Here is a 25,936-nt window from a genome sequence, read left to right on the forward strand (position 1 = left end):
GTTGAAAACTAGTCGCTATAACCAAGCAATGGCAATCGCACTCGCATTTGGCGGTAAGGAGGGATCCTAATGGCTGAAATCGCTGGAGATCGTATCAGTTACAAAATTGATATTGATGGTCTTTCCAAACTAGATGGCATGCAAAGAGTTATCAAGCAAATTGATAAGCTTATGCCTAAACTAGATAAATCTGTTAAAGGCGCTAACGATAGTTTAAAGAAACTAAACACTAACATGAGTCATGGACAGACTAGTGGTTTAGAAAAAGATAAACGAAAAGTTGATGCGATTGGCGATAGTTTAAAAAAGACTGGAAAAGAAGCTGACACAACTAAATCTAAAGCAACGCGACTGGGCAACTCAATGGATAAATCCTTTGGGAAGTCCTTTTTTAATAGGCATACTCGTGATTTGGGCAAGTTGGGCAGTCAGATGCAAAGTTTTGGGACTAAAGCTACGGCAGTTACAGCGGGAATTACAGCAGGCGCTGCTATAGCATTAAAGACTGCTACAGAGTTACAAAATCGCTACAAAGTTATCACCAACTTGGCGGTAACCGGCGGTGAAAAACAGACTGAAGCTCAGCGTAATGTTAGCCAAATGCAAAAAGATGGGACAAAGTACTCTAACGAGTATGGTGTTTCAACTAAAAAGATTGGTGAAGGTTACGAAACCTTGGTTCGCCGTGGTTATACAACTAACCAGGCATTGGGATCTCAAAAATCTTACTTACAAGGTGCGATTGCGTCTGGTGATAGTTATACTGACGTGGTCAATAATGCTGCTTCTGCCATCGAACAATTTGGTATGAAAGTTAATTCCGTTAAAGGGATGGCTAACGCTAGTAAAACTGCTATTAACCAAATGGCTTACTCGGCTGATTTAACCGCTACTTCATTCGGTGACTTGGGGGAAGCTCTTAAGTATGCTGGGCCTGACGCCCATGCGGCTAACCAAACGTTGCATGAAACAGTATCAGCGATTGGCGGCTTGTCGAACTTTGGGATTTGGAAACTGTCCTCGCAACCAGAAATGGCTGCGTAATAAATTCCGTTAATTCGGGGAAGACTAAATGATAAAATAGAGTTATGAAAAAATTAACTCAAAAAGAAGTTCAAAAAAGAATAGATATTAAGCAAGAAGGACAATACGAATTACTTGGTAAGTACAAAAATAAAGACTCAAAAGTATTAATTAGATGTAGAATTTGCGGAATTGAATGGGAATGCATACCCAATACTCTATTCAGAAATAGAATTGGAAAAGAATGTAAACACCACATAAATATGACTTATGAAATGGTATCGGATCGTATTTTTAAATCTACCAATAATACAATTAAATTTATTGGTACGTATAAAGGTGCTAGAACACCATCTTTGATGCATTGCAATAAATGTGGTTATGAATGGGAAACTGAACCGTATGTAATTTATGCTATGGGATTTGGATGTCCTAGTTGTTCTGGTATGAGAAAAAAAGATACGCAGTTGTTTCGCAAGCAAATTAAAAAATTAGTTGGGCTTGAATATTCCGTACTGGGAGAATACGTCAATTCGACTACATTGATTAAATTTCGTCATAATAAATGTGGATATGAATTTAACATGACTCCGCATGCATTCTTGGCTGGTCAAAGATGTACGCGTCCTGAAGAAGTGAATATTAGAAGAACCGCTCCGCAAATCATGACATTAACCCAAGCGAATGATCTTTTGAAGTCTAACAGAAATGGTGAATATGTAATTATTGCAAATTATAGTAAAGCGACCTCAAAAGCTACTATAATGCATACAAAATGCGGAAAAACATTCAGTGCGAAACCGAGTCCAATAATTCATAATGTTTCTGGTTGCCCTTATTGCTACGCTTCACATGGAGAAGATGCAGTTCGCCAATATTTGTTAGACAATGATTTTTCTTTCGAAGAACAATATACATTCGATGATTGTGTTTATAAGAGACGATTACCATTTGATTTTGCAGTATTTAAAGATAATCATTTAATGTTTTTGATTGAATATCAGGGGGTTCAGCATTATAAACCAAAATTTGGATCAGAAGTATTTAAATTAACAAAAATTAGAGACCAAATTAAGAAAGATTATTGCGAATCTCATGGCATTACATTGGCTGCCATTCCATACAAAAGGTGGTATTCTTTTGATTCATTGAAATCTCAAATCTATTCATATTTGAATAATTTTTTATCACATGTTGATCCCGAACCAAGCCCAGAAGGAAACTCTGGGAAGGCGTAACGACTAGATAAAATAACCTAAGCAAAGACACTCTAATGAGTGCCTTTTTTGTATGGTGAAATATCCACGAAGGCGGAACACCTAAACAGTTTTGCTGTAGGTGAAAAGATAGTCTGAACTGTATGGAAACATATAGAAGTAAGGGATAAATAGCCCTTACGATAACAATTTGAGATGGTTCACAAGCCGGTACCTCAATGCGTCAAATTTACCAGCGCTTAACTAGCCCGCCAACTAAAGGTAAAGCACCAAGTGCCATGAAAGAGTTGGGAATGGATTATGATGATTTCCGCGACGCAAATCATAACTTACTACCCATTCAACAGGTATTTGAGAAATTAGCAACTCGAATGGACAAAATGAAGATGAGTCGGACCGACAAAGGTGCTATTTACGCAGCTTTATTTGGTGTTAATGCATCTAGTGCGGCTCAGGCTTTAGGTGAAAGCTACAAAGATGTTGCAAAACTGGACAAGAAAGTTCAGCAATCCCAAAACATGAATAAGGGTCAAGGATACGTGGCCCAACTTTCACAAAAGAATATGGACACTTTATCTAAGCAGTGGGATCGTATCAAACAAGGGTTATTAAACTCCGGTGTTGAAATCGCAAATGCATGGATGCCAACGCTAACAAAGTTAGCTAAAGGCGTTGCTGATGTTTTGGAAAAATTTCAAAGATTACCAGAACCGGCTAAGAAGTTTGTAGGATTAGCTGCTGTTGTAACGGCTGCCATAGGACCATTAGCAATACTTGCCGGAACTTTATTAAAGGTAAGCAAAAGTATTAAGGCAGTTTCTAAATTTATTGGCGGTAGTAAATTGGTTCCTAAAGCCGGCAGAAGTGTAAGCAAATTATTTGGAGCAAAAGCTACTGGCAAAGCACTTGGTGAAACTGCAGAAAAGACATTGCCTGAAGTTGGATCTAGAGTTGCTAAATTTGCTGGTAAAGGCAAATTTTTGAGTGGTATTAAGTCTGTTGCTGGTAAAATACCATTTTTAGATATGGCGGTAGCAGGTTCAAATTTAATTGGTATTAACAAGAAAAATGCCGGAAGCAAAGTTGGTAGAGCTGGTGGTATGCTCGCGGGAATGGAAGGCGGTGCTGCTGCAGGCGCCGCTATTGGTTCTATTATTCCTGGTGCAGGTACTGCAGTCGGAGGATTATTAGGTCTTGCTGGTGGCGCATTAGGCGGTATGTTTGGCGGCGATTTAGGAAGCAAGATCGGTAAAAAAATCCAAAAAGCTTTACCTAAGGTTAAAAAGTCTATATCGAGTTTATTTACCAACATTGGGAAAGCTGCTTCTAAAGCGGGAAATAACATTGGTAAATGGTTTGGCGGAATTAGCAAATCAATAAATAAAGCTGTTATCAAGCCGGTAAAAAAAGCTTTTAAGGGTTTCGCTAAGGTAATTTCATATCCGTTTGTAACAGCTGTAGGTTTAGTACGTATGGCTTGGGATAAGATGAAGAAGCCTATTAACAGTTTTGCTTCTTGGATTGGTAAAAAACTTAAAGCGATGGGGAAAACTATTAGCAAAGTTTGGAATACCATTACAAAACCCATCGCCAAAGCATGGTCTGCCGTTTGGTCATCGGTAAAGAAGGCTTGGAATGGATTTAGTTCTTGGATTGGCAAGAAATGGTCATCGTTTGTCGGAATGACTACTAAATTATGGAATGCTATTACCAAACCCATCAAAAATGTTTGGCATAGCGTTAGTTCTTACATTAAAGAAACATGGAGTGGCATTTCTTCATGGCTAGGAAAATCCTGGGATTCCATATCAGGCGTAGCTTCTAAAGCTTTTAACGCAGTAAAAAATGCCATAGTAAAACCAATTAAGGACGCTTGGGATTCTGTTAAGGGAATCTTTGATAAGATTGGTAACGCAGTAGGAAATATACTTGATGGTGTTAAGGGATTTACAGGAAAAGTAACTAGCAAAGTTGGTAAGTTCTTTGGAAAAGCTCATGAAGCTGGTGAAGAAACACTCAAAGGACACGCTGATGGTGGCCCAATTAATCGTACGCATGTTGCGATGGTTAATGAAGCTGGAACCGAAATGGCTTACGATCCTCGAAAAGGACGTTTCCGCTTGCTAGGCAACGGACCCACTTTAGCTAAGGTTCACGCTGGAGAACATATCTTAAATGCCAAGGATACTGCTAAAGTGCTGTCTGGCGGTCTTGGTAAGGGTAGGACTTTACCCGGATATGCTAAAGGTACTGGTAAGCTAAAAGTAGCTGCTGTACAAAGCTCGGTTAGTTTGAAAGGGTCAGGATTAGATGGCAGTGCTCGTTCGGCCAAAAAATCTATGCGTTTAATTACTAGTACCATTACTAATGGATATAAAAAATCTAACAAGAATGGATCGAAAGAACTTAATCAGTTGAATTCTAAGTCCACCAAGATTTTCGGATCCTTAAAAGTTGGTACCAAGAAGCAAACACAACAGATTCAACGGAATACTATTCGTGATTTTAACGATATGCAAAAAGGATCAGTGACTCAAGTTAAGCAACTTAATAAGGGCATGAATTCTGTTACATCAGATATTGTTAAGGATAGCGACCGTAACGTCGGAAAACTTCACAAAAATACTGTTAAAGATTTTGACCAAATGCAGAAAAGTTCAATCGTTCAGATGAATCAAATGCACAAAGGAATGAACGCCGTTGCTAATGCAATGGTAAATGATTTCTATAAAATCTTTGGACGTTTAGACAATTACGCTCATAAAGCTATGGCAGCTGCTATTAAGCAACTTAATGGCGGTATTAGTGGAATTAACACTGTTCTTAATAAGTTCGGTGGTGGTGGAAGCGTTCTGCCATTGATCCATTATGCTCAAGGTTCTAAAGGACCCATAAGCAAACACACCATGGCCGTAGTTAATGATGCTAAAGTTGGCCCTCGTCAGGAAGCGATTGTTAAGCCTAACGGACGTGTCTTTATGCCACAAGGTAATGATGTAGTTTTACCATTAGGACCCGGAGACGAAGTCTTAAATGGTTCTGAAACTGCTAAATTACAAGATGTCGGGGCTTTGCCACACTTTGCTAAAGGTACTGGCGGACTGAAACGATTGATCCAAAAGAACAATAAAGACCCTAAAACTGCATGGAAAAACGACTTCACTAGTAAGGCTCAAGGCAAGGTCAGCACCTTTTTAGCTGGTGCTTTATCTAAGACGTCTAAAGGTGCTTCTAATAAAGTAGGATTACCTTGGAATACTGAAGTTTGGTCACAATTAAATGATGCATTATCTGGTGGAGGAGCAGGAGGAAATTGGTTAAACAGTCCCGGATCTGGTTGGAGTACTGGTAGTGCAGGACAAACTTTTGGGTCTAATGGTGGTCGGGGATTTGCCCATGACGGGGTCGATTTTGGTGCTGCTTTAGGCACTCCATTTAGAGCAATGCACGGCGGTACAGTTACTAAAACTGGTCACACAGGCTGGGGAGGCGGTGCACTCGGAAATGTTATTACTATCAAATCTGATGATGGTTGGCAAGAAATCTATCAAGAATTTGGTAGTTCTAAAAATATCAAAGTTAGCGTTGGTGATGTTGTTAAGCCAGGACAAGTTATTGGTACTTTGGGAGCCCTTCAAGGTGCAGGATCTGGCGCCCATTTGCATGTTGGTGTATCTCATGGTTCTTTATGGGACCATGGTGGAACATCGACTAGAGGTTGGTACGATATTACTAAAATGCATGGAAAAAGTAGTGGTACTACAAAAGACAACAAGAAAACTAAAAATCCTGCATTAACCAAACTAGTTAAAAAAGAATTGGGTAACCGTATTAAGTGGGTCACTGATAAATTAGGAGATGATGGCGATCTGGGCACTATTGGTGCCGGTCCAGCAAATGCTAAAGACCTTGTTAAATTAATCAGAAAAGCAGCAGAAGAAATGCATGCCACTATCCCTGGCGGTAATTACATGAAGTATCTTCTTGCGATGATTAAAAACGAGTCTGGTGGTCGTGCTGGCATCACTGGTATTAACGATGGTGATGGAACTGGCGCAGCTATGGGATTGCTTCAATATAAAAAATCTACGTTTGGTGCATATGCAGTTAAGGGACACCATAATATTTTATCTGCATGGGACCAAATGTTAGCGTTCTTTAATAACAGTCACTATAAAACCGATATCGGTATTGGGTATAACGGTAAATGGGGAGAATGGCGCGGAAATGCGTCAGGACCTTCAGGTCACCGTCGATTTGCTAATGGTGGTTGGGCAGAAAATGGTAAGGTTAATGTCTTTGGTGAAGTTCCTGGTCAAAATGAGGTTGCTATCAATACTAGCCGTCCTTCAGCGGATAAATTGATCATGGAAGCTATGAGCGATCGTGCTTCTAAACAACCAAATGGTATTTTTGGTCAGCTTAAAGAATTTGCGAAGATTCAAAATGAATTCAAGAAGATGAAACTATCGCGTGATGATTTCAATGAATCGGTTAAAGCAAATTCTGTTGGTCAAAAAGCGGTATCGATAAAACCAAATATGAATTACCACCCAGAAATTCATATTGAAGGTGCTAGCGATCCAGAACGGATTGGTGACGTTGTAGCTAAACAACTTACGGAAGATCAAAGGAAGTTTGAATCAATGGCTAATAACCTGTTCAGCAAGATCCTTGCTGCGCAAAATTAAAAGAGTTTCCTTAATTGGAAGCTCTTTTTTATACATATAAAAATAATTTTAGGAGGTAAAACCATGGCTAAAAAGAAAACATTAAAAACATACGAGAGTGCATACAATAAAGCCAAATCTAATTACAACAAATTCAAAAAAATTTACTTAAAAGATGTTAGCAAAGTTAAAGAATTAGAGGCCAAATATAAGAAAGCAAATAGTAGCCAAAAAGCGAAGCTTAAAGAAAAGATAGCTAGGGCTAAATCGTCAACCTCACATGCTAAAACTAATGTATCAAAAGCAAAAAGAAAATATTCAACCGCTAAAAAAAGTTTAAGCACATTTAAAAAGAACTCAGCGGCTAACAAACGCAAAGCGGCTTTAAAAACTAAGAAAAAAGTTATTACCAAAATGAAGAAGGACAAGCCTGGATATTGGAAATCTGGAAGACCATATTTTATTCCAAAATATCCTGGATCCGAAAATAGTTACGTCTTCGTTGATAATACTTCTGAAAGTGAAACAACGTCTACTGAAATGACTACTAATACCATTTCACCAGGGCAATATGTTAATCACTACACACAAACCCAACCAATTCAACGCCAAATTGAAGGTAAACTAGGTGGTTCGTCAGTTTCTAAAGTTTCATATCTAAAAAAACAATTCAACATGCTTAGACGATGGGCTACTAATGGCACGGAGCTGGAATTTCATGGTCAAAAATATAGTTCTAGTACTGTTTTAACTTCAGTAGCTGCTAATTTTGACCAACCAAGAGATAATGCACTGGCGGTTTCAATATCTGCACAAGATGTTAAGTGGGCTACTAGTACTAATAAGAAAAAATCAAAAAAGAAAACAAATACCAGCAAAACTAATAATACTGGTACTAAAAGTCCAACTAAAGGAGATAGAAAGAAAACTAAACCTAAAGCAGGTAAATATCTCACAATTAAAAAAGGTGATACCTATTGGGGTTACCACATGAAATTCGGCACTTCAATTGCCAAGCTAAGAAGTTGGAATGGCTACCCGGATAGATACCTACCGATTGGTAAAAAAGTCAGAGTTAAGTAGGTGGTTAATATGTATAGGGACACGATACAATTTAATAAATTTCAACTACCAGAAAAATTTATAGTAACCCTCAGTGGCAATGACTATGAAATCACAGTTAATTATAACGAGGTAAATGACCGACTTTATTTAACTTTGGCTGATGAAAATGGTGAACCATTAGTAACTAATGAAAAACTAGTGGCAAGAGAACCATTATTTGCTGACATTAGTGACGCTAATTTGCCAAGTGAAGATCTAGTTATGATTGATGAAACTGGAAAATCTACCTGTGTTAATTTTTCCAATATTAATGAGGAGATTTTCATTGCTATCGATGATACTTTTACTGGCGAAATGGATCCGGATAACACTAATGATGGTGTTTACAACCCAGACGGAGATGATACCAGCATGGGGATGGATGACGATGATTCAGACGACTCTATGGATGATGAAGAATTCGATGGCCTAGATGATTTCATTGAGGATCGAGGTGATGCTTAATGAACTTTGTACACCGCTATTTGCGTGTTTACGTTAAATGGTCCGGTCACCAAAAACACTTTTTATCATGGGACAAAGCGCCTAATAATCGATCTATTGAAATGACCTCACCATTTACTACCGGCGTTAATCCTGACATGAATTCTTTGACCTTATATAACCTTACTAAAGATGAATTTAATTACTTTCAAAAAGGCCGGCAAGTTGCGATAACTGCCGGTTTTTATAATTCCGATGCTAGCGCCAAAAATGGTGGCCTTATCACTACTGGAACAATCAAATCTATGACACCAATGTCCTTAGACGGTGTAGATCGATCAATTCAAATTAACTTTAATCATTTTCCGGACATTTCAGAAGATGTTATTAAAGTAAAAAAAGTGACTAAAGTTAGAGTAGCGGTTAAAGCTAGCGCTAGAAAAAAAGCCGGCACGGTTAGTGTTTCGGATTTAATAAGTGCATATAGTAAGGCTAAAACTGTTGAGTACAAAAAATGGTTGGCTGCCCACCCTAAAGCTACATCACACGAACGAGGAAGAAAGCAAAAAGAATTCACCAAAGCACGTAAAAAATATAATTCAACAATTAGAAAAAAGCATTCTAAAAAAACAAAAACAAAAAAGGCTCAGGCCCATTATGCTAAGCAAGTTCATTACGCTAATCTTTCGTACAAAAAAGGGACCAAAGCGTCGACTATCATTAAAGATATTGCAAAGCGGGCGCATATCCCATTAGGCGCTGTGAAACTTAATTACGATCATAAATACGCTAATGGTTTTACCGTCAGTGGCAAGCCATTAAGCGCTATTAAAAAAGTCGCTGATGGTGCTAACACTGACATAGTGATCGAAGGTAGCAAACTTTATATTCGTGAAATAACTACCGGTCAGAAAGCCACGTTGAAATTGAACCCAGAAACGGGCTTAATTAGTCATCCAACGCCTTCAGATGACGGTGCATATGATGGCCAAAAATTCGAAGCTCAAGCTCTTATGCGGAAAGAAGTCAGGGTTGGAGCGTTAGTTTATATCGATGATGGGGTTAAAAATTACGGTAAATGCGTGATTCTTAGCGGTCAACGAGAATATACGACTTCAACTAGTACCGTTACTTTTCAATTCGTTCCGTACAATGCTTATAAAAAAGCTAATGCGGCCAGCCTTAAGAAAGCTAAAGCTAATGCCGCTAAAGACAAAGCCAAGGCTAAGCTCAAAGAAAAAAATGATCGTGCGAAAGACAAAGTTAAAAAGGATGCTACTAGAAAAAAACGTAGGAAACGAAAAACAAAGAAGAAAGGAGACGGCAAGAAGTGAAAGCAGGAGAAAACTCATTAGTGCCATTAATTAATTTACTAATTGAAGAACATGATTCCGGCCCTCACATATACCGGGGTAGAATCATCTCTACATCACCGTTAACGGTTCAGCCCTCTAATTTAGATTTCGATGGTAGTAAAAAAATGCCAATAGTTGAGTGTGAACAACTTGATTTTAGCTTCTATATTAAAGGCTCAGATGATACCGGACACACACGAGAATTAAAAGTGGGCGATGAAGTATTGGTACTGGTCTTTACTGACAGCATGGAAAATTATTCTAAAGGTAAGGACTTCCGTGAAGATCCACTTAGAAAGAACAGCGTTGATTCCAGCATTATTGTGGGGGTGGTCAAGTGAGTACGGATGTAAGGCTTGATGAAAATGGTAACCCTAACTTGAGTAATGGCAAAGACTACGTTACTGGGGTTGATGAGCTACGACAATCGTTAGAAATGAGATTACTCTCTCAAGTTGGCTGGGCTGTAGATGATGTCGATTTTGGTGTTGAGTGGTTGGATTTCTTCGGTGAGTTTCAGGATGCTGATTTAGCTGCTAACAAAATAGCTGAAGCACTAGAAGAAGATGACCGTGTTGCTGTTGTCACTGATGTAACTGTAGACCCAGACTACAAAACCAGAAAAGCAATGATTAAAGTAACTATGCAATTATCTGACAGTGATTTGATAGCTGATAACGGTGATCCAAACTTAGATTTCAATACATCGATTACCATTTAAGGAGGTGAGAATGTTTGCCATTATTAGAAACAGGATTTGAACCATGGGACTACTACCAGTGGCTTGATTCCTTACAAACTAGTCTAAGAGCTGACCCGGAAATAGGTAATGATATTGACCTATCTACGGGTTCTTTTTATGAAAATATGGCCGAATCATTGGCTAGACAACTGGCACAATCGGATTTAACTAAACTAGATGTATACGACTCAAGATTTGTTTCCCTAGCTGAAAATATTTCTTTAGATCGACTTGCTAGTAACTACGGTATCTCACGTAATGTGGCCAATTATGCAACTACAACTTTAACAATTAAAGGAACTCCGGGCTATGTCATTGATGCTGAGTCTATGTTTAGTAATAATCAAGATATGATCTACCTAACGGACTCCGAAGTTACTATTGGTTTAGATGGAACCATAACAGTTAGAGTTTATGCTGAAGATACTGGTGAAGAATATAACTGTGATGCTAATACCATAATTAACCAAGTGATGTATGTAGAAGAAATTGAAGAAGTGACCAATCTTGAAGCAGCATCTGGTGGAGCAGACATGGAAACTGATTATGATTTGCGGGCCAGAATTAAGTTAGCTCAAAAGAGTGTTAGTTCCTCAACTCCTAATGGGGTAGCATCGGCGTTATTTAGCATTGCTGGCGTTAAAAGTGTTCGATATGTAGTTAACGCTGCAGCAACAACCAATAGTGCCGGAGATCCGCCTTATACCACACATATTTATGTGCTAGGTGGAGAACGGCAAGCCATCGCTCAGACAATTTCAGATAATATTGCATTAGGAATCACTTTAACTGGTACAGAAAAAATTGATATTCCACTAGATAATGGCGACGTTAATCACGTCGCTTTTTCTGTGGGCTCAAGTCAAACTATCTATATGCATATTGCTGTTGAATTTTCACAGGTTGATGATACTACTCAAGACGAAATAATAGCTGATATTCGCGATAATATACAAGTTTGGCTAGATTCGTTTTCTATGGGTGAAACACTTAAATACACTCAACTTTTTGGCATTATTTATGATGTTGAAGGCGTAAATGATGTAGTGGATTTAACCTGGGGAACTGAACAATCCAGTCTAGGACGCACAAACATTGAATTGACTGATTTTGCAACTGCAATTACTAATGATGATGCAATCGAGGTGGTAGCCAGTGACTAAATCGGATTTTGAACTATATCACGAAGATGAAGTTTTATCGATACCAACTAACCGTATTAATACGACTCCAGGAAGTCCTACAGAAAGACTTATGAGGGTCTTTGATAAATTTATTTATGACGATATGCAAGATGCTGAAAATATCGCTAAATTAAGTGATTTAAATAATGCGGTCGGTGGTCAATTAGATGACATTGGTGATGATTTTGACTTGCCTAGGCTAGGAAAGCCAGATGATTTATATCGATTTCTGTTAAAAATGAAATCAGTTAATCGAAGTTCTCAATCCACCTTTAATGATTTGATTCGCCTAGTAGCTGCTACATTTGATATTGATAAAACAGAAGTTCAAGTTAGAAATGATTATCAAATTCAAGAAGATGGAACTGCTAAAGGCGATCCATTTCATGTTTCAGTAGAAGATTTACCGCTAGATAATATTGAACATCCAGAAATCGTTCAACTTTTTATCGATGAAATCCAAAATGCTTTAGCGCTTGGAGTTACCTTATCTAGAGTAACTTTTCAAACTAGCTTACCGAGTGATATTTATGTAGGAACTGCACTAGTGACAATGAATGTTGTTGAGCTAGAAAGTGATGTTAATACTGAAATCATTGAACATGAACTAACTAATACAAATTACATGAGATCGGCACAAACTATTTCTACAGTTTATGAAATCGAAAGCGAGGAGGTATGAAATGGCAAAATGGAATAAAATTGTTATTACTAATGCTGGATACCAATTATCAGCCGCAACCTTAGCCGGAAACACAATCCGCTACACACGCGCTCAAACAACCGATAAGGATATGAGCGGATTAACGTCAGAACAATTAAAAGAAATTACTAAGTTAGAAAGTGTAGTCCAAGATTTACCCCTTGGAACAGTTTCAGTACAAGATGATCACACTGTAAATGTTCCAATCAAGGTAATGAATAGCGATTTGCAAGAAGATTACTTACTATATGGTATTGCCATTTTTGCAAAAATTGAAGGTGGAGAAGAAATTCTATATGGAATCGCCACCTCGGTAAATCCGGATTTGATCCCAGCTCAAAATGGTTCTACAGTTGTTGGTACAACTTTTAAAGTTAAATTACATGTTGGTGATGCGGCTAACGTAACTATTGTTGTCTCTCCGGATGGATCTGTTTCTAATGAGGAATTAGAAAGTATCCTTTCCAACTATGTTTTAAAAACAAATATTGATGAAATGATTCCGGATACCTTAACTGACTCAACTAAAGCAGAACACATCACTGGTCCGTGGGACTTCGAGAAGGTACCAACAGTGAATGATGCTGATGTTGCCACCAAAAATGATTTAAAAAACTACATCGATAAAGATAGTTTGTTAATTGGTGGAAGAAATTACTTTTTAAATAGTGATTTTTCTAAAGGACTAGATAACTGGCTAGGAGATTTATGGAAAATTGATTCAACCACTTTCCATGGCGATGGGGTAGTTACTGCAACTCCAACTAAAGCAGCGGTGACTGGCGAAAATTCCATTAATCAAGATTTTATGTCTGCCATATCGAATCAAACGGTCATTGTATCTTTCTGGGCCAAAGCGAGCGTTACCGGGGCTAACTTTCATCTGGAAGCTCATGGAGGTTACAGCAAGACAGATCTTAGATTAACTAAAGACTGGAAACGCTACTCTTACAAGTTGACTCTAGGCGATACTGGCAGAGTCTATATCATCGCAGTTGATGCTGGTACTCAGTACTGGCTATCAGAACCTCAAATTGAACTTGGCGATTTTTCAACGGACTACAGTCCAAATCCAGATGATAATATTTTACCGGAAAACGTTTTAACCGCAGACAATATTGCTGATTCTTTGCCAAGCGATTTAGTTTACTCGGACAAAGATGTTACTGTTAGTGGACAATTTACTTTTGACAAAGCACCTAAACTCTCTAATGGAGCGACTTTATCTACGTCTGATGATGCTCAAAAACTAGTGGATCAGATTGCTGATTTAAAGGGGCAAATTGATGCTCAAATGAAGTGGGTTACCATATCACAGGCCGATTATGATACTACCAAAGCAAATGGAGCTTTGGATTCTGGGACGGCATATTTAATTTACTAAGGGGGACAATAATGGCGATCATTAATAATGAGCATCAAATTACTAAGATTAGTGTTGGCGACAAAATCATTATGGATACAACTAAATCGGATGGTTGGATTAAACTAGACCACGCTGATAATTTAATTACTGACTCATTAATTCTTTTTAGAGATAACGGTGATGGCACGGCTAGTATAACAGGTGGAATTAAATTTTCTGGTGATACTGATAATAGCATTACAGTAGTTAATCCACCGGATGGTTACAATTTTACAGGAGCAAAAAATGATAATGTACCTTTCAATTTTGAAAAGAGCAGTGGGCCAAGAAAAGCAAAGACTAGTATTGTTAATGGGAAACTCGTTGTTACACCCGTAGATTCTATGAATTATAGTTGGGACGATTGGAATACAATTTTATCTCTTTCGGCATACAGCGTTGACTGTCCTAGTTTTAATGGTATTCATCCTTATTTAACAGTGAACATTTCAAAATTATAGAAGGATAAAAATGAGAAAAAATAGAAATACTCTAATTATTTTTTTGGGGGGCTAGAAACCCGTCCCTATAGTCCTTCTAACCACTTTCTAATTTTAGGAGGTGGTTATTTTGGCTATTAATATCGGTGACAAAGAAATATCGAAAATCTATTTTGGCGATAAATTAATCATAGATGCCAATAAAGTTAATGGTGTTGGTCTTATTACGGGATCTACAGAAATTATAAGTGAGTTCAGATTGTCTTATATCGATAATGTACAAGATAAAACAATCTCTATTACGTATACAGGATATATTGTGGATTCCCTTCCAGATACATTAAATTTGGGAAGCTGTTTAAACGTTGCGGATTTAACCAGTATTTTAAGCGGTAAAACTATCAAAAGTATTTCAATGTCCGCAAATTTAGTCGGTGGAAGCAATACAGTTCTTTGTAGAATATCTCCAGATACTAATTATCTTCAAATGAAAAATTTAAGTTTGCAAGCTCAAGTGGTGACATATGCACCGATGCACTATGGAAAAATGGCAGAAATTTATTATGAATGAGGAGGTGCCACGATGGCACAATACTATGTACAACTAGATAGCAATCGTTATATTACAAAGGTTCAATCAGAGCTTAGTTCAACGGATAAAGATTTTATCCATATTTACGTCCCAACCCAATTCGATGAAGTCTTTGGCGAAACCTGGGACAAATGGGGCGTAAACGAGTTGGGTACACCAATCCACGGATGGCTACCACCAATCACCCGTAAAGATTTCAGCGATCAAGTAGATGATCTCGATGGCAAACTAGCAACAGCTAGCCAAACGATCTCGGATCAAACTAAAAAGATCAATGAACAGCAACAGACTATCACAGATCAAGGTACCAGCATCGATACTTTGACTACTGACAATACCACCTTAAAGAAGATGGCGGCTGGTTTGACCATGCAAATTGCCCAACTTCAAGCAGCGGTTACCCCAGTAGAAACTCCAAAGGAAGGTGAATAATCATGGATATGTACGCAATGATTCAAATGTTAGCTTCAATGGGTATGCTTACTGACGAAGACGCTATGGAGTATGTTCGAATCGGAACTATCACAGAAGATCAATATAAAGACCTTATGGGCAAAGAATACGTGGCGCCAACTGCTTAGGAGGCCAGGTTATGAATTACCTTTTTTATAAAATTAAGCAAAATCCTTTTCATGTAACTATCGGGTTAACCATGTTACTGACTGGGATTTTTTTAATTACCCACGATCGTTATTTTAAGTGGCCGCCAATGGCAGTGGGCTTTTTTAATGACGATATTATTGGCGGGCTGTTTAGCTTAGTCGGAACAGCGATGATTGTTTGGGCGTTATGGAAAAGACAATCTACCACTATTGATCACATCATTTTAATTGTTGCTAGCATGTTGATGATGTTGCTAACAGCGTACCAATTTCTACACTGGGTCATTTTAGGGTTAGATATGCCGTGGATTTCTAATCTCGGCTTAACCCTCATCATCAATATTCTAGCGTATCGGAGTGATGCAAGTTGAACCAACTATGGAGCCAGATCATTCCTCTTGTACCAACGATTATCACGGGATTTTGGACTTATCATTTAAGCCGACAAAAATCACAGCACCAAAAGGAACAAGATGATGTGGATTCTTGGCGGACGTTGTACACGGAAATGAAGACCAGGGCCGAAAATGCCGAAGCACGAGCCGATAAATTACAAGCTGAAATTGATGAGTTAAGAAAGAAGGAAACATAATGGATATTGTAGAACTGTTAAATCAAGTGAACGCAAATGTGGTGATGACCATTTTTGTAGTGACCTACGTAATTGTAGGAACTTTAAAAGTAACGCCATACTTTAACAAAAACCAATATCTTCCTATTGTAGCGTTGTTTGTTGGTATGATTTGTGGCGCTATCTGGGGTGGTTATAGTCCATCAACCGGACTCTTAGTCGGTGTTGCTGACGGTATTCTCGCCGGTGGATTTGCATCAGCTGGCGGACATGAGTTGATTAGCTCAATTTCAGAATTAATCGGGAGGGGCAAATAATGAGTTATCCTATTAATAAGTCTTACGCTCTAAGTGGCTCACAAGGCGATTCACGGATTGCGTCTAAAAACTACATCATTATCCATGATACCGGTAACGATAATAACAAAGGGTCAAATTCAGCTGGCAACGAAGCAAGTTACATGAAAGGTCATTGGCAAGCTGCTTATACTCACTTCATCGTGGATGACAAAAATATCTTCCAAGTAGGTGAACCCGGTTACGTTGCATGGGGTGCTTTAGATGCTAACCCTTACTCACCAATGCAAGTGGAACTAGCTCATGTGGATAGTCAAGCACGGTTCAACGAAAGTTATAAGCGTTACATCTGGTTAATTCGCAAGTATGCTACTAAATATGGCATTCCCTTAACCTTAGACGGAGCTGGAACAGGTGTTAAAACTCATCAATGGGTCACTAACAATTATGGTGGGGATCACGTTGACCCTTATGGATACCTCGCTAAATGGGGCATTAGTAAGAGTCAACTAGCTCACGATATTAAGTATGGCTTGAGCGGCTCAGAATCCACCACAGCTAAGCCATCTAAACCTAAGAAGGCTGAATACTTTAACTGGACGCCTTATAAAATTTACGCTAAGAAGCAAGTAGCAGCTTATGCCAAAGCTTCTCAAGTGGGTTCTGGTAAGAACGTTAAAAAGATCTATAAGCCCAAAGCAGTAATGGAAGTTGCCAAACTTGAAGGTCACCGTTTCAAACTAATCGATGGCACTTACGTAACCGCTAATAAAGACTATGTTAATAATCTTTATTACCTGCCTAAATCAAAGATCAAGCAAGTGCGATCAGTTGCTGCAAAAGGCAGTGGCCGGTATGATGACATCAAGTTTAACCACAAGAACGCTCATTTCCCTAAGGGAACGTACTTTGACATCGTTAAAGTTATGCCATATGGCAAAGCGTCACGCTTCTTGTTAGCTAATGGAGACTACATCAGTGCTAACAAACTCGTAAACAAAATAGTAAAATAAGGACATCTAGAGAATTCTAGGTATGTAAACCTTATAACCCAAAGAAACCCTCAACCGTAATGGTTGGGGGCTTTTTTGTTTGAAGTAAATGAAAATTATTGAATGCACTAAACGAGTATGTTATGATTTACCACGGTTTAGTTTTAGTAGTTATTATGAAAGTAAAGGTGTTTGATATTGTGTAGTGAGGTATCATTTCATCTCTATCATGGAACTTATGAAGAGAATGCCAATAAAATACGAGAAAAAGGCTTTGATGCTATTTATTTTCCGAATGTTGGACAGATTAATATGGGAAAAACTCCAAAAGATCCCGGTTCACTGGGATATGGTTTATATTGCTTTGAAAATAGTCGCGAAAATGCTTTTGAATTTGCAAAGGGGTTTCATACAGACTCTGCACAAGTGATATATTTTAATTTTGTTTCAAACAATGACTATATTCTTGATTTACGTGATTCTGAGGATTTGAAATTATTTAATGAGTGGATAAATGATGATAAAAGAAGTAGATTATTTAATGAGTTAAGAAAAAAATATTCAAATAATGGTCATCAAAAATCACTTGATGGAGCTATCCTAGAACTATATATATATGATTTAGTGAAAAGGTTTAAGTACGTAACAAAATTAGACGCTGTAGTGGCAAATACACACACTTATTTTAACGATAGTGCTTCTAAAATAACTACATTTCCCAACGGAGTTGAAGTGTGCATAAGGAACTTAGATGGTATAGATTTGGAAAGTCTTAATGTTTATAATTGATTTTCTTTCATATGATATGTTAATGTTAATTTAACGAGGAGGTGTTTGTATGGCTAAGTATAATAAATCGTTTGAAGAAATGTCGAAAGCATTTAGTGATTTTTCATCAGAATATGAAAATGATCTTTTAAAACAATTAGCTGACATGGGATTTTCACTTGACGATGAAATTTACTTTAACACTCCAATAGAACACAATAAAAACAAAATTACTGAAGATGATGATAGTATTTTTGTGGTTGAAGATTCATTGAATTTTCCAACTAGTAATATTATTTATACTGATAATATTTTAGCAGCGTAAAAAAACAAAGAGTGGATGATAATGACAAATCAGAATGCACCTGTTATTAGTTTTGAAGGGTATCGAATTGCTAATTTAGAATATAAAGCATATTCGGAAGAAAACTTTATAAAAAGATCTTCCGAAGTAGATATGACAAAATTTAAAGTTGAAATTTCTATGGATTTTGAAAATAGAATATCTCAAATCAAAATAACTGTTAATTTTGCAAACGAAAAAAATTTACAAATTGGATTGTTAACTTTTTTAGGGCAATTTAAAATTGGAGACGCCGTTACTGATGAAGAAGAGGCAAGAAAATATTTATTAACTAATGGTACGGCTATTATGTTTCCGTATGTTAGATCTTTAGTTTCCATGATTACAGCCCTTGATAAGGGTGATGTGACTGTTTTACCAACATTTAACTTTTCAAGTGGATTCCAAGAAGAATAATATAAAAGCACCCATAACTGGATGCTTGAAAAATATGTAAGAAGAACTCGATTTAGTCGTTGAGCTCATTCTTGCATATTTTTTTGACAAGTAAAGTTATTTGTATAAAATTTTATACATTTGTATCTGTTAATTACTCCAGTATTTTTTCAATCTCTCTAAACTCATCTAAGCTCATGATGTAGTGCAGGTGTTGCTCTCCATATCCAACTTGCAGCAGAACAACATCTTCGCTCAAGTTACCCTTGGCAATGATGCAAAAATGACCAGCGTGCTTGTGATACCAAAAATCAGAATTCATTTTATCACTCCCTTTATCTTATATAGATAGATACGAAAAAGGAGAGCGATTTTTTTAAATTTTGCGCACAAATTTTTGCGCGTGCAAAAAACGTGCATGAGTCATTAACGTTCTTATGGCTTCTTATGCTTTTTAAAAATAAAAAAATAGCCTAAATCCTTGATATAAAAGGACTTAGGCTTTTTTGAAATGCTTCTTATTGTTACTAAAATGGAGTCGGCGGGGTTTCATTTGTGAATTTTGTGTATTGCTGTTATACCGGCAATATCAAGGCATTAAATAGCTTTTAAAAGCTTGGTGGTTGCCATAACGGTTGCCATTGGTTGCCAATCAACATATTAACCACTTAAAAGGTATAGGGTTAGTTCTAAGTGGTATGGCTGACCTATTCAGTAATATAATTGGCCAACTTTTCCGCTGTTTCTCTTTCCTTATTCTCGGTAACGTGGCTATAAACGTTTAAAATAACGTCCATATCTGCATCACCCAACCGAGATTGAACTTCTTTAATTGTTGCCCCAGATTCTAACATCATAGTGGCATGAGTGTGGCGGAACTTGTGAATGGTGATTGGTGTAAATTCCTTTGGCCGATCATCTATGATACTATGCAACCACTTGCCGGGGGTATTTAATGATTTAAGACCGTTCTTAGTGTTGGCAAAAACTAATTGTTTAGGCTTGCTGGTGTTAAAACCTAGAATGGTGTACTGTTCTTTCTGTTTTGCTTGCCAACGTTTCAGCAAATCAATAGTAACACGATCTAAAGTTATAACCCGTTTGCCTCGTGCTGTTTTGGGGGTCTGAATGATTTGTTTACCGTTCTGGCCTTGGGCAACAGTCTTATTAATATCAAGGGCGTGCTTATCAAAATCAACATCGCCCCATGTAAGTGCTAAGCACTCACCCCGGCGAATACCCGTAAAGGCCAACACTCTAAACAGGGTGAACTTTTCTAATTCTGTTTCTGGGTCAATGTAACTAAAGAACCGAGATAGTTCTTCTTTTGTCCAGTAGTTATTGCGATCGTCTTCCCATTCACCTTTGTGCTGGGGTAGGGTAACAACGTTGACGGGGTTCTTTTGAATGTAGCCCCGTTGTAGAGCAAATTTAAAGACCATATTAGTGTAATGATACCACTTGCGATAATTTACCTTAACTTCATCAAACCATTGGTTAACAGCCTGCTGAACGTTTCTGGCGGTTATGGTTTTAATGCGTTTATTGCCAAAAGCTGGTAAAATATGGTTGTCAAACATTTTAGGAACACGCAAGGCGGTGCTTTCCTTGACGGTATGAATATAGGTTTCATACCATTCAGAGTAAACATCACGAAATAGAACATGCTTTTCCTTGTTTATTCCACCGTTTTGTATTTCTAATTCCAACCGTGAAGCCATTAACGTGGCTTCTTTTTTTGTCTTGAAACCCCGTCGGTGGATCTTCACTGGTTTACCAGTTTGGGGATTAGTCCCACCATATAAATGAATTGAATAACGTTTTTCGCCTGCTTTAGTTAAATATGTGTTAATGCTTGCCATAATAAAAACTTCCTTTATAACGGCCAATGCGGGGCATGTTATGTAAGGTTGTTTGTGGCGTTGCTGCTATGTGGTTTATTTGTAGGCTTTTTTGACTACATCAAAGAAGCGGCTAATTGTTTCTAATTGATCGAACTTCTTATTTTCTAGCAGGTTGTTGTAAAACTTGGTGAAGTAATCTAGATCTTGTTGGTACATTTCCCCTAATTCTTTGGGGGTTTTTTTTTCGGGTTCAAATAGTTTAGCGATTTTCTTTGCCATGGTTTTATTGTCGTAATAGTCGGATTCTTCATCAATTCCCATAAGGTAGGAAACTGAAACATTAAAATAATCCGCCAACTTATTCCATGTTTTTATTTTTGGTTCTCGTTGTCCTTTTTCATAAAGGCTAATTGATTGCGGTGTAACCCCAGCTATCTTTGCTAAAGCCGATTGGGAAAGGTTTTCTTTTTTCCGTAATTCTGAAAGTCTATTCGTATTACTCACCCCTTTTCATACAACAATTATAATGCTAAACAATACAAAATCACAACTAAAAGTTGAACAAGCATTGACAACAACAAAAAGTTGAGTATGATAGAGTTACAACTAAAAGTTGAATATTGATAGTTGAAAAGAGGTGAAAAACATGCCAGAAGTTAACCCAGATCTTTTATTAGCGGTAAGGCGAAAGCGTGGGGAACTTAATTTGACGGTTGCGGAATTATCAAATTCCACTGGGATAAGCCGTTGGACGTTAAGCCCTATTCTTTCAGGAAAGCATACCAGCGCCAATAGAACCACGATTAAAAAGCTCGACAACTGGCTATACCAACACATCTAAAGGGGTGACAAAAAAATGGCCATATCAGTACCGTTAGAGCTTCCCGAGGAAGCCCTAGAGCAGATTAAAGCAACAATGTTTGAAACGGCTGTAGAGGCATTTAAGACCGCTGGCAAGAAACAAGATTTTCCTAACTGGATGAATTTAACTCAAACTGCTGGCTACATGGGTGTCTCAAAAGCCACTTTGAACAATTTCATTAAACAAGGTCTAAAAGTTGCAACGATTAACGGCATTCAACGGGTTTGCCAAAATGAAGCAGATCGCTTTTTTATTGAACATCAGATTTAAATAAAATACAGGCCAATGCGGGGCGTTTTTATTTAAATTCAATGAAGGGAGGTGAAAAACTATGTTAGCTTACTTAATGCTGTTTTTTCTAAAGCTTTATCTTGCTGGGGGAATTGGGGTAATCATTTATAAGATTGCTCAAGATCCGAAAGAATTTTTCAAGTAACAACACACACCAACGGAGGTCAACACATGAACAAGGAAATCAATACCCTAACCAGCATTTTATTAGATTTATTGGCTGATTTAGAAGCCGACGCGACGGAACCCAGCGTAATCATTAAGGCGGAAGAATCGCACGTTATTGCCAGCTTATTGTACGAAAAACTAAAAGAAAAGAAGGATTATTAATGATGAAAAAAGTGCAAAAAAAGACACCTTGGTGGGCATACCAAAAGGCGTCATGTATCCGGTTGTTGGACTGTATTAATTATAACACTCCTGATCTAAAAAGCAATGAAGGGGGTGTTGTGAATGGCTAATGAACTAATGTCGCCTTATCTTTGGATTAACCGGGGATTTAAAGTATTCCCACTCGCAGCCAATAGCAAAGTCCCTAATTTAGGCCAACGCGGTTTTAAGGACGCTGTTGAAAGTGAAGATGATTTTAACAGTTTACGAAAATCACCGGAAGATAATGTAGGGATTGTGCTAGAAAATACCAAGTATTTAGTGATCGATGTTGATCGCCATAACGGTGTAGATAACGTGGCCGCTCTGGGTACGGATTTGGAAGAAATGAAAGAGACTTATTACGAAACAACTCCCAATGACGGCTACCACTTCTTCTATATGATCGATCCTAAAAAGAAGATTGGTGTACGTAAAACAATTCCCGTTACTTTAGATAACGGCGCACATGTTGAAATTAAAATGCAGCATGTAGTTGTTTCCCCCTCCAAGATTGACGGGAAAGCCTACACGCCACACGGCAATTGGGACGATGTTAAAGTCGCCCCGGATTGGGTTAACAATGCTATAGCTGAGGAAAAGAGATTAAAAGAAGAACAGCAATATACAACGGAAAGTATTGAACGGGCTTATGTAGACGATACTACTGCAATTCGAGCCATTCAAAATTACATCGAACGTCATTCCGATGACCTGCAAGACGAGGCGAAATACAAAACATTCTTATTTGAAATTGTGGGCAACGTTTTGGATAACGAAATTAGTAAGACCGTTGCTAATCGTGCTGTGGTTTTGGCTGCTAATGGTGATCCCGAATGGGTGAAGAACAACAAACGGGATTTAGCTTATCGGCTAAATAACACCGCTCCCGGACAAAACAAACTTCCATTTAAAACTTACTTTGGTCTTAATAAAGCGCCAGAATACCAATATGAAGAAGTACCGGAAGACACCGACGAGAGCCAACCAAAGCAAAAGCGTTTGAATATAGCGGCATTGGCGGATGAATATCACGAACAAGAACACAGCGAAAAAGCTCCCGACACGACCCATGTAATGGGGCTGATGATGACTGAATATAAATTTGTAATTCTAGGGCATGAAGAAAATTCACCACTTGCCGTATATGATAAACAACAAGGCTTATATAGAACTTCTGATAATTTTATTGATTTTCTTATTTTACAGGAGGCCCCACGGCTAACATCTCGCCAAATCACTGAAGTTCATCAGAAAATCAGTTGGCAAGCCCTAAGCTGTAATCGTGTTGAACCCACCAAGGATAAAAATTTGATTCCGGTTAAGAATGGTATTTTTAAGGTTGATACCGGTGAACTACTTCCGTTTAGTAGCGATTATATTTTTACTTCCGAGATCGCTACACCATTCGACCCAGACGCCAAAGAACCAGAGTTAGGGCCGAATAATTGGAAACCGTCAGAATGGTTAATGGGAATTGCAAACGGTGACAAAGACGTTAATACCTTACTTTGGCAAGTGATACATGCGTCAATCAACGGATCATTTTCATACCGCAAAAGTATTTGGCTGCTTGGTAAGGGTAACGATGGTAAGGGAACATTTCAAGAACTCATCATGGGAGTTGTGGGACAGCAAAACACGGCGGCATTAAAGATTAACGATTTCTCACAACGGTTTGCTATGGCTCAACTGGTTGGCAAGAGTGTGGTTATCGGTGATGATGTTCCGGCTGGTATTTACCTTGACGATTCCAGTAATTTTAATGCAGTGGTAACTGGGGACGTTGTCCAAGTAGAGCAAAAGAATAGACCGGCATACGCTATGCAGCTAACGCCAACAGTTATTCAGTCTACTAATGAAATGCCAAAGTTCAAGAACACTTCCAACGGTACTAACCGGCGATTAATTATTGTTCCGTTTAATCATCAATTTACTAGTAACAACGACGACTGGAGAATTAAAGACGAATACGTAACGAATCCAGATGTAAGTAAATGGGTACTCAAAAAGGCCCTAACAATGGATAGATTCGAAAAGTTTATTGAACCGGATATAGTTCAAAAACAACTGGAGATCTTCAAAGAAGACAACAACCCGCTTTTTAATTTCAAGAGTGAAGTTTTTGACAAATACGAACCCGAAGTTATTCCAGTAGGCGCGGTTTATGTTTACTACGTTCAATACCAAAAAGATAACGGCCAACGAAATATCATGAGCCAACGAAAGTTCACTAAACAGTTTGGGGAACTCATCGCAGATGATTACGAACGGAAAAGTTACCGGCTGAAAGATAATTCATGGAAGTTTGAAGAGTTTACCCGCGGTAATAATTCGGACGTTGGCCAGAGATTACTTCAATATGAAGGTGCTGACATGAATAAATGTTATGTGAAGGTAAATATCCCTCGCCATTTAAATCAATTCAAATAAATGCCGTTACCGAAATAGCCTGCTGTTACCAGTTTGTTACCGAAATTTATAATTTGGGTAACGGCACAAACCCTTGTGGGAGTGGAGGTTAACCAGTGCTGTTACTCTGTTACTCTATTTTATAACTTTTTAATATAATATATGGCCCCAATAAACTGCTGTGTATACAGACAAATAAAAAGTTTCGGTAACAGCACCATTTCGGTAACAGCATAGCCTAAACCACTGGTATAACAGCATTCTGCTGTTACCGAACCGAAACCAGAACGGTAACAAAACGGTAACACCAATCCCAAACCATTGATATAACAGTGTTTTAGTTCGGTAACGCCACAAACCAAATTTAAAAGAAAGAAGTGGAATTGTTGGCAATAACAGAAAATGAAAAAATCACCAGAGAAGCACTTTCGTATTGTGGGAAGTTGCTTGAGAAATACCGAGATATGCCGGAAGCCATGACCAGAATAGAAGGTTACCTAATTGATCCTAGCAGTGAAGACAATCCGAAATTAACAGGTATATTAACAAACCGACTTCACAACTATAAAAAAATGTACGATATTCTCGATTCCTTTATGAATGATTTGAAGGAATCTGATTACGAACTCTATTCTATGGCTTATGAACATTGGCTATGGAAAAAAGAAATTGTGTACATCGCTTTGGATCATCATGCTTCTGATAGCAGTGTTGATCGTCGCTTGAGAGAGGTTAAGAGGCTGCTTGCTGAAAGGTTAGAAATGATATGAAATTAATTACTCATTGTATGTGGTAGGGGCATGTGTGTGCCTGAAAGGCAATGACCAGCCCTCGCACTAGCCTAGCCAGAATAAAGACACGTGTTATAATATAGTTATGCAATTCTTCTTGTAATCAACGAACCAGCCCCCAACTTCAAACGGTTGGGGGTTTTAGTTTGCTGTTGTGGCATGGCTCAAGCATTGAGCGAAAATAAAATAATGTTATAATATATTTATAGGTTATTAACCTATGCAGGGCTTTGTATGCTGGAGCAAAAGTCATAAATCTTTCTATCATTTATTAGATACATCAAAAGCAATCCCTATCACTGTAATGGTGGTGGGGTTTTTATTTGCCCAATGTTGGCCCACAAATGACCCACACGATTATTTAAAGCAGTCTATAATATAGTTATGCAATGAAGCGGAAAATTCATTGCAAATATATCCAGAAAGGGCCTTACTTAGGGCCTTAGTTGTTGCTTTACTGTTGAAGCAGCACGGCGGTATTAGATTGAGAAGTAACCAACGGGGGTTAGTTGCTTCAATG

30 protein-coding genes and 1 pseudogene are annotated in these 25,936 nt (G+C 38.0%); 28 read left to right on the forward strand and 3 right to left on the reverse strand.

Translation table 11 applies throughout. The features are described 5' to 3' along the window. Positions 1-69: 69 nt before the first annotated feature. From FC56_RS04205 to FC56_RS04305, 23 genes and pseudogenes are all read left to right on the forward strand, one after another. Positions 70-1,044: a phage tail tape measure protein gene (locus tag FC56_RS04205; protein ID WP_056978156.1), complete on the forward strand. Its 975-nt coding sequence runs from the start codon at positions 70-72 to the stop codon at positions 1,042-1,044. A 44-nt stretch (positions 1,045-1,088) separates the two neighbouring features. Beyond that, positions 1,089-2,261, forward strand: coding sequence for a hypothetical protein (locus FC56_RS04210; protein WP_054669142.1), 1,173 nt, complete (start codon positions 1,089-1,091; stop codon positions 2,259-2,261). Positions 2,262-2,449: 188 nt separating this feature from the next. After that, positions 2,450-2,995: pseudogene (locus tag FC56_RS08250) on the forward strand (phage tail tape measure protein); the annotation flags it as partial. Between the two features lie 2,223 nt (positions 2,996-5,218). Continuing rightward, a complete protein-coding gene (locus tag FC56_RS08255) occupies positions 5,219-6,931 on the forward strand; it encodes a peptidoglycan DD-metalloendopeptidase family protein (RefSeq protein ID WP_263862243.1) in 1,713 nt (570 codons plus the stop codon). A 63-nt stretch (positions 6,932-6,994) separates the two neighbouring features. Continuing rightward, a complete protein-coding gene (locus FC56_RS04220; RefSeq protein ID WP_054669134.1) occupies positions 6,995-7,993 on the forward strand; it encodes a LysM peptidoglycan-binding domain-containing protein in 999 nt (332 codons plus the stop codon). A 9-nt stretch (positions 7,994-8,002) separates the two neighbouring features. Next, positions 8,003-8,479, forward strand: coding sequence for a phage baseplate plug family protein (locus tag FC56_RS04225; RefSeq protein WP_054669132.1), 477 nt, complete (start codon positions 8,003-8,005; stop codon positions 8,477-8,479). Then, positions 8,479-9,792 carry a hypothetical protein gene (locus tag FC56_RS04230; RefSeq protein ID WP_056978158.1) on the forward strand — a complete coding sequence of 438 codons (1,314 nt, stop codon included), beginning with the start codon at positions 8,479-8,481 and terminating at the stop codon, positions 9,790-9,792. The genes FC56_RS04225 and FC56_RS04230 overlap by 1 nt, the downstream gene beginning before the upstream one ends. After that, positions 9,789-10,154: a hypothetical protein gene (locus FC56_RS04235; protein ID WP_056978159.1), complete on the forward strand. Its 366-nt coding sequence runs from the start codon at positions 9,789-9,791 to the stop codon at positions 10,152-10,154. The genes FC56_RS04230 and FC56_RS04235 overlap by 4 nt, the downstream gene beginning before the upstream one ends. Further along, a complete protein-coding gene (locus tag FC56_RS04240; RefSeq protein ID WP_056978160.1) occupies positions 10,151-10,534 on the forward strand; it encodes a contractile injection system sheath initiator in 384 nt (127 codons plus the stop codon). The genes FC56_RS04235 and FC56_RS04240 overlap by 4 nt, the downstream gene beginning before the upstream one ends. A 14-nt stretch (positions 10,535-10,548) precedes the next feature. Then, positions 10,549-11,718, forward strand: coding sequence for a baseplate J/gp47 family protein (locus tag FC56_RS04245; RefSeq protein WP_054669121.1), 1,170 nt, complete (start codon positions 10,549-10,551; stop codon positions 11,716-11,718). Further along, positions 11,711-12,421: a hypothetical protein gene (locus tag FC56_RS04250; RefSeq protein WP_054669119.1), complete on the forward strand. Its 711-nt coding sequence runs from the start codon at positions 11,711-11,713 to the stop codon at positions 12,419-12,421. The genes FC56_RS04245 and FC56_RS04250 overlap by 8 nt, the downstream gene beginning before the upstream one ends. Position 12,422: 1 nt before the next feature. After that, positions 12,423-13,826, forward strand: coding sequence for a carbohydrate binding domain-containing protein (locus tag FC56_RS04255; RefSeq protein ID WP_056978161.1), 1,404 nt, complete (start codon positions 12,423-12,425; stop codon positions 13,824-13,826). Positions 13,827-13,837: 11 nt separating this feature from the next. Beyond that, the gene (locus FC56_RS04260; protein ID WP_054669114.1) at positions 13,838-14,308 is read left to right on the forward strand and encodes a hypothetical protein; all 471 of its coding nucleotides are present in this window, start codon (positions 13,838-13,840) and stop codon (positions 14,306-14,308) included. Positions 14,309-14,417: 109 nt separating this feature from the next. Beyond that, the gene (locus tag FC56_RS04265) at positions 14,418-14,858 is read left to right on the forward strand and encodes a hypothetical protein (RefSeq protein WP_054669112.1); all 441 of its coding nucleotides are present in this window, start codon (positions 14,418-14,420) and stop codon (positions 14,856-14,858) included. A gap of 12 nt (positions 14,859-14,870) precedes the next feature. Then, positions 14,871-15,311, forward strand: coding sequence for a hypothetical protein (locus FC56_RS04270; RefSeq protein WP_056978162.1), 441 nt, complete (start codon positions 14,871-14,873; stop codon positions 15,309-15,311). A 2-nt stretch (positions 15,312-15,313) separates the two neighbouring features. Next, the gene (locus FC56_RS08035; protein WP_082620574.1) at positions 15,314-15,460 is read left to right on the forward strand and encodes an XkdX family protein; all 147 of its coding nucleotides are present in this window, start codon (positions 15,314-15,316) and stop codon (positions 15,458-15,460) included. Between the two features lie 11 nt (positions 15,461-15,471). Further along, positions 15,472-15,852 carry a hypothetical protein gene (locus tag FC56_RS04275; RefSeq protein WP_054669108.1) on the forward strand — a complete coding sequence of 127 codons (381 nt, stop codon included), beginning with the start codon at positions 15,472-15,474 and terminating at the stop codon, positions 15,850-15,852. Next, on the forward strand, positions 15,849-16,073 hold the full coding sequence (locus FC56_RS04280; protein WP_056978163.1) for a hypothetical protein: 225 nt from the start codon (positions 15,849-15,851) through the stop codon (positions 16,071-16,073). The genes FC56_RS04275 and FC56_RS04280 overlap by 4 nt, the downstream gene beginning before the upstream one ends. After that, positions 16,073-16,369 carry a holin gene (locus FC56_RS04285; protein WP_054669106.1) on the forward strand — a complete coding sequence of 99 codons (297 nt, stop codon included), beginning with the start codon at positions 16,073-16,075 and terminating at the stop codon, positions 16,367-16,369. The genes FC56_RS04280 and FC56_RS04285 overlap by 1 nt, the downstream gene beginning before the upstream one ends. Further along, complete coding sequence (locus FC56_RS04290) at positions 16,369-17,361, forward strand: DUF5776 domain-containing protein (RefSeq protein ID WP_056978164.1); 993 nt, start codon at positions 16,369-16,371, stop codon at positions 17,359-17,361. Before FC56_RS04285 ends, FC56_RS04290 begins: the two co-directional genes overlap by 1 nt. Before the next feature lie 177 nt (positions 17,362-17,538). Further along, entirely contained in the window at positions 17,539-18,129 is a 591-nt protein-coding gene (locus FC56_RS04295; protein WP_056978165.1) for a hypothetical protein, read from the forward strand. A 49-nt stretch (positions 18,130-18,178) separates the two neighbouring features. Beyond that, entirely contained in the window at positions 18,179-18,433 is a 255-nt protein-coding gene (locus FC56_RS04300; RefSeq protein WP_054669100.1) for a hypothetical protein, read from the forward strand. Positions 18,434-18,454: 21 nt separating this feature from the next. Then, a complete protein-coding gene (locus tag FC56_RS04305; protein ID WP_054669098.1) occupies positions 18,455-18,868 on the forward strand; it encodes a protein-export chaperone SecB in 414 nt (137 codons plus the stop codon). Positions 18,869-19,001: 133 nt separating this feature from the next. On the opposite strand, the gene FC56_RS08135 is transcribed toward FC56_RS04305, so the two are convergent. The 3 genes from FC56_RS08135 to FC56_RS04315 all read right to left on the reverse strand — a co-directional run bounded on the left by FC56_RS08135 (position 19,002) and on the right by FC56_RS04315 (position 21,195). Further along, on the reverse strand, positions 19,002-19,169 hold the full coding sequence (locus FC56_RS08135) for a hypothetical protein (RefSeq protein ID WP_156410663.1): 168 nt from the start codon (positions 19,167-19,169) through the stop codon (positions 19,002-19,004). Between the two features lie 385 nt (positions 19,170-19,554). Further along, positions 19,555-20,709 carry a tyrosine-type recombinase/integrase gene (locus tag FC56_RS04310; protein ID WP_056978166.1) on the reverse strand — a complete coding sequence of 385 codons (1,155 nt, stop codon included), beginning with the start codon at positions 20,707-20,709 and terminating at the stop codon, positions 19,555-19,557. Between the two features lie 75 nt (positions 20,710-20,784). Next, positions 20,785-21,195, reverse strand: a complete 411-nt coding sequence (locus FC56_RS04315; RefSeq protein ID WP_056978167.1) for a helix-turn-helix domain-containing protein — start codon at positions 21,193-21,195, stop codon at positions 20,785-20,787. Between the two features lie 142 nt (positions 21,196-21,337). On the opposite strand from FC56_RS04315, the gene FC56_RS04320 reads away from it, so the two are divergent. The 5 genes from FC56_RS04320 to FC56_RS04335 all read left to right on the forward strand — a co-directional run bounded on the left by FC56_RS04320 (position 21,338) and on the right by FC56_RS04335 (position 25,395). Further along, positions 21,338-21,532, forward strand: coding sequence for a helix-turn-helix domain-containing protein (locus FC56_RS04320; protein ID WP_054669094.1), 195 nt, complete (start codon positions 21,338-21,340; stop codon positions 21,530-21,532). Positions 21,533-21,547: 15 nt separating this feature from the next. After that, complete coding sequence (locus FC56_RS04325; protein ID WP_054669092.1) at positions 21,548-21,823, forward strand: hypothetical protein; 276 nt, start codon at positions 21,548-21,550, stop codon at positions 21,821-21,823. 192 nt (positions 21,824-22,015) lie between these two features. Further along, entirely contained in the window at positions 22,016-22,174 is a 159-nt protein-coding gene (locus FC56_RS08140; RefSeq protein ID WP_156410664.1) for a hypothetical protein, read from the forward strand. Between the two features lie 123 nt (positions 22,175-22,297). After that, entirely contained in the window at positions 22,298-24,646 is a 2,349-nt protein-coding gene (locus tag FC56_RS04330) for a phage/plasmid primase, P4 family (protein WP_056978168.1), read from the forward strand. Positions 24,647-25,011: 365 nt separating this feature from the next. Further along, positions 25,012-25,395 carry a hypothetical protein gene (locus FC56_RS04335; protein WP_054669084.1) on the forward strand — a complete coding sequence of 128 codons (384 nt, stop codon included), beginning with the start codon at positions 25,012-25,014 and terminating at the stop codon, positions 25,393-25,395. The last annotated feature ends 541 nt before the right edge of the window (positions 25,396-25,936 follow it).

It is taken from the genome of Lentilactobacillus senioris DSM 24302 = JCM 17472, from assembly GCF_001436555.1.
Classification (GTDB): Bacteria; Bacillota; Bacilli; order Lactobacillales; family Lactobacillaceae; genus Lentilactobacillus; species Lentilactobacillus senioris.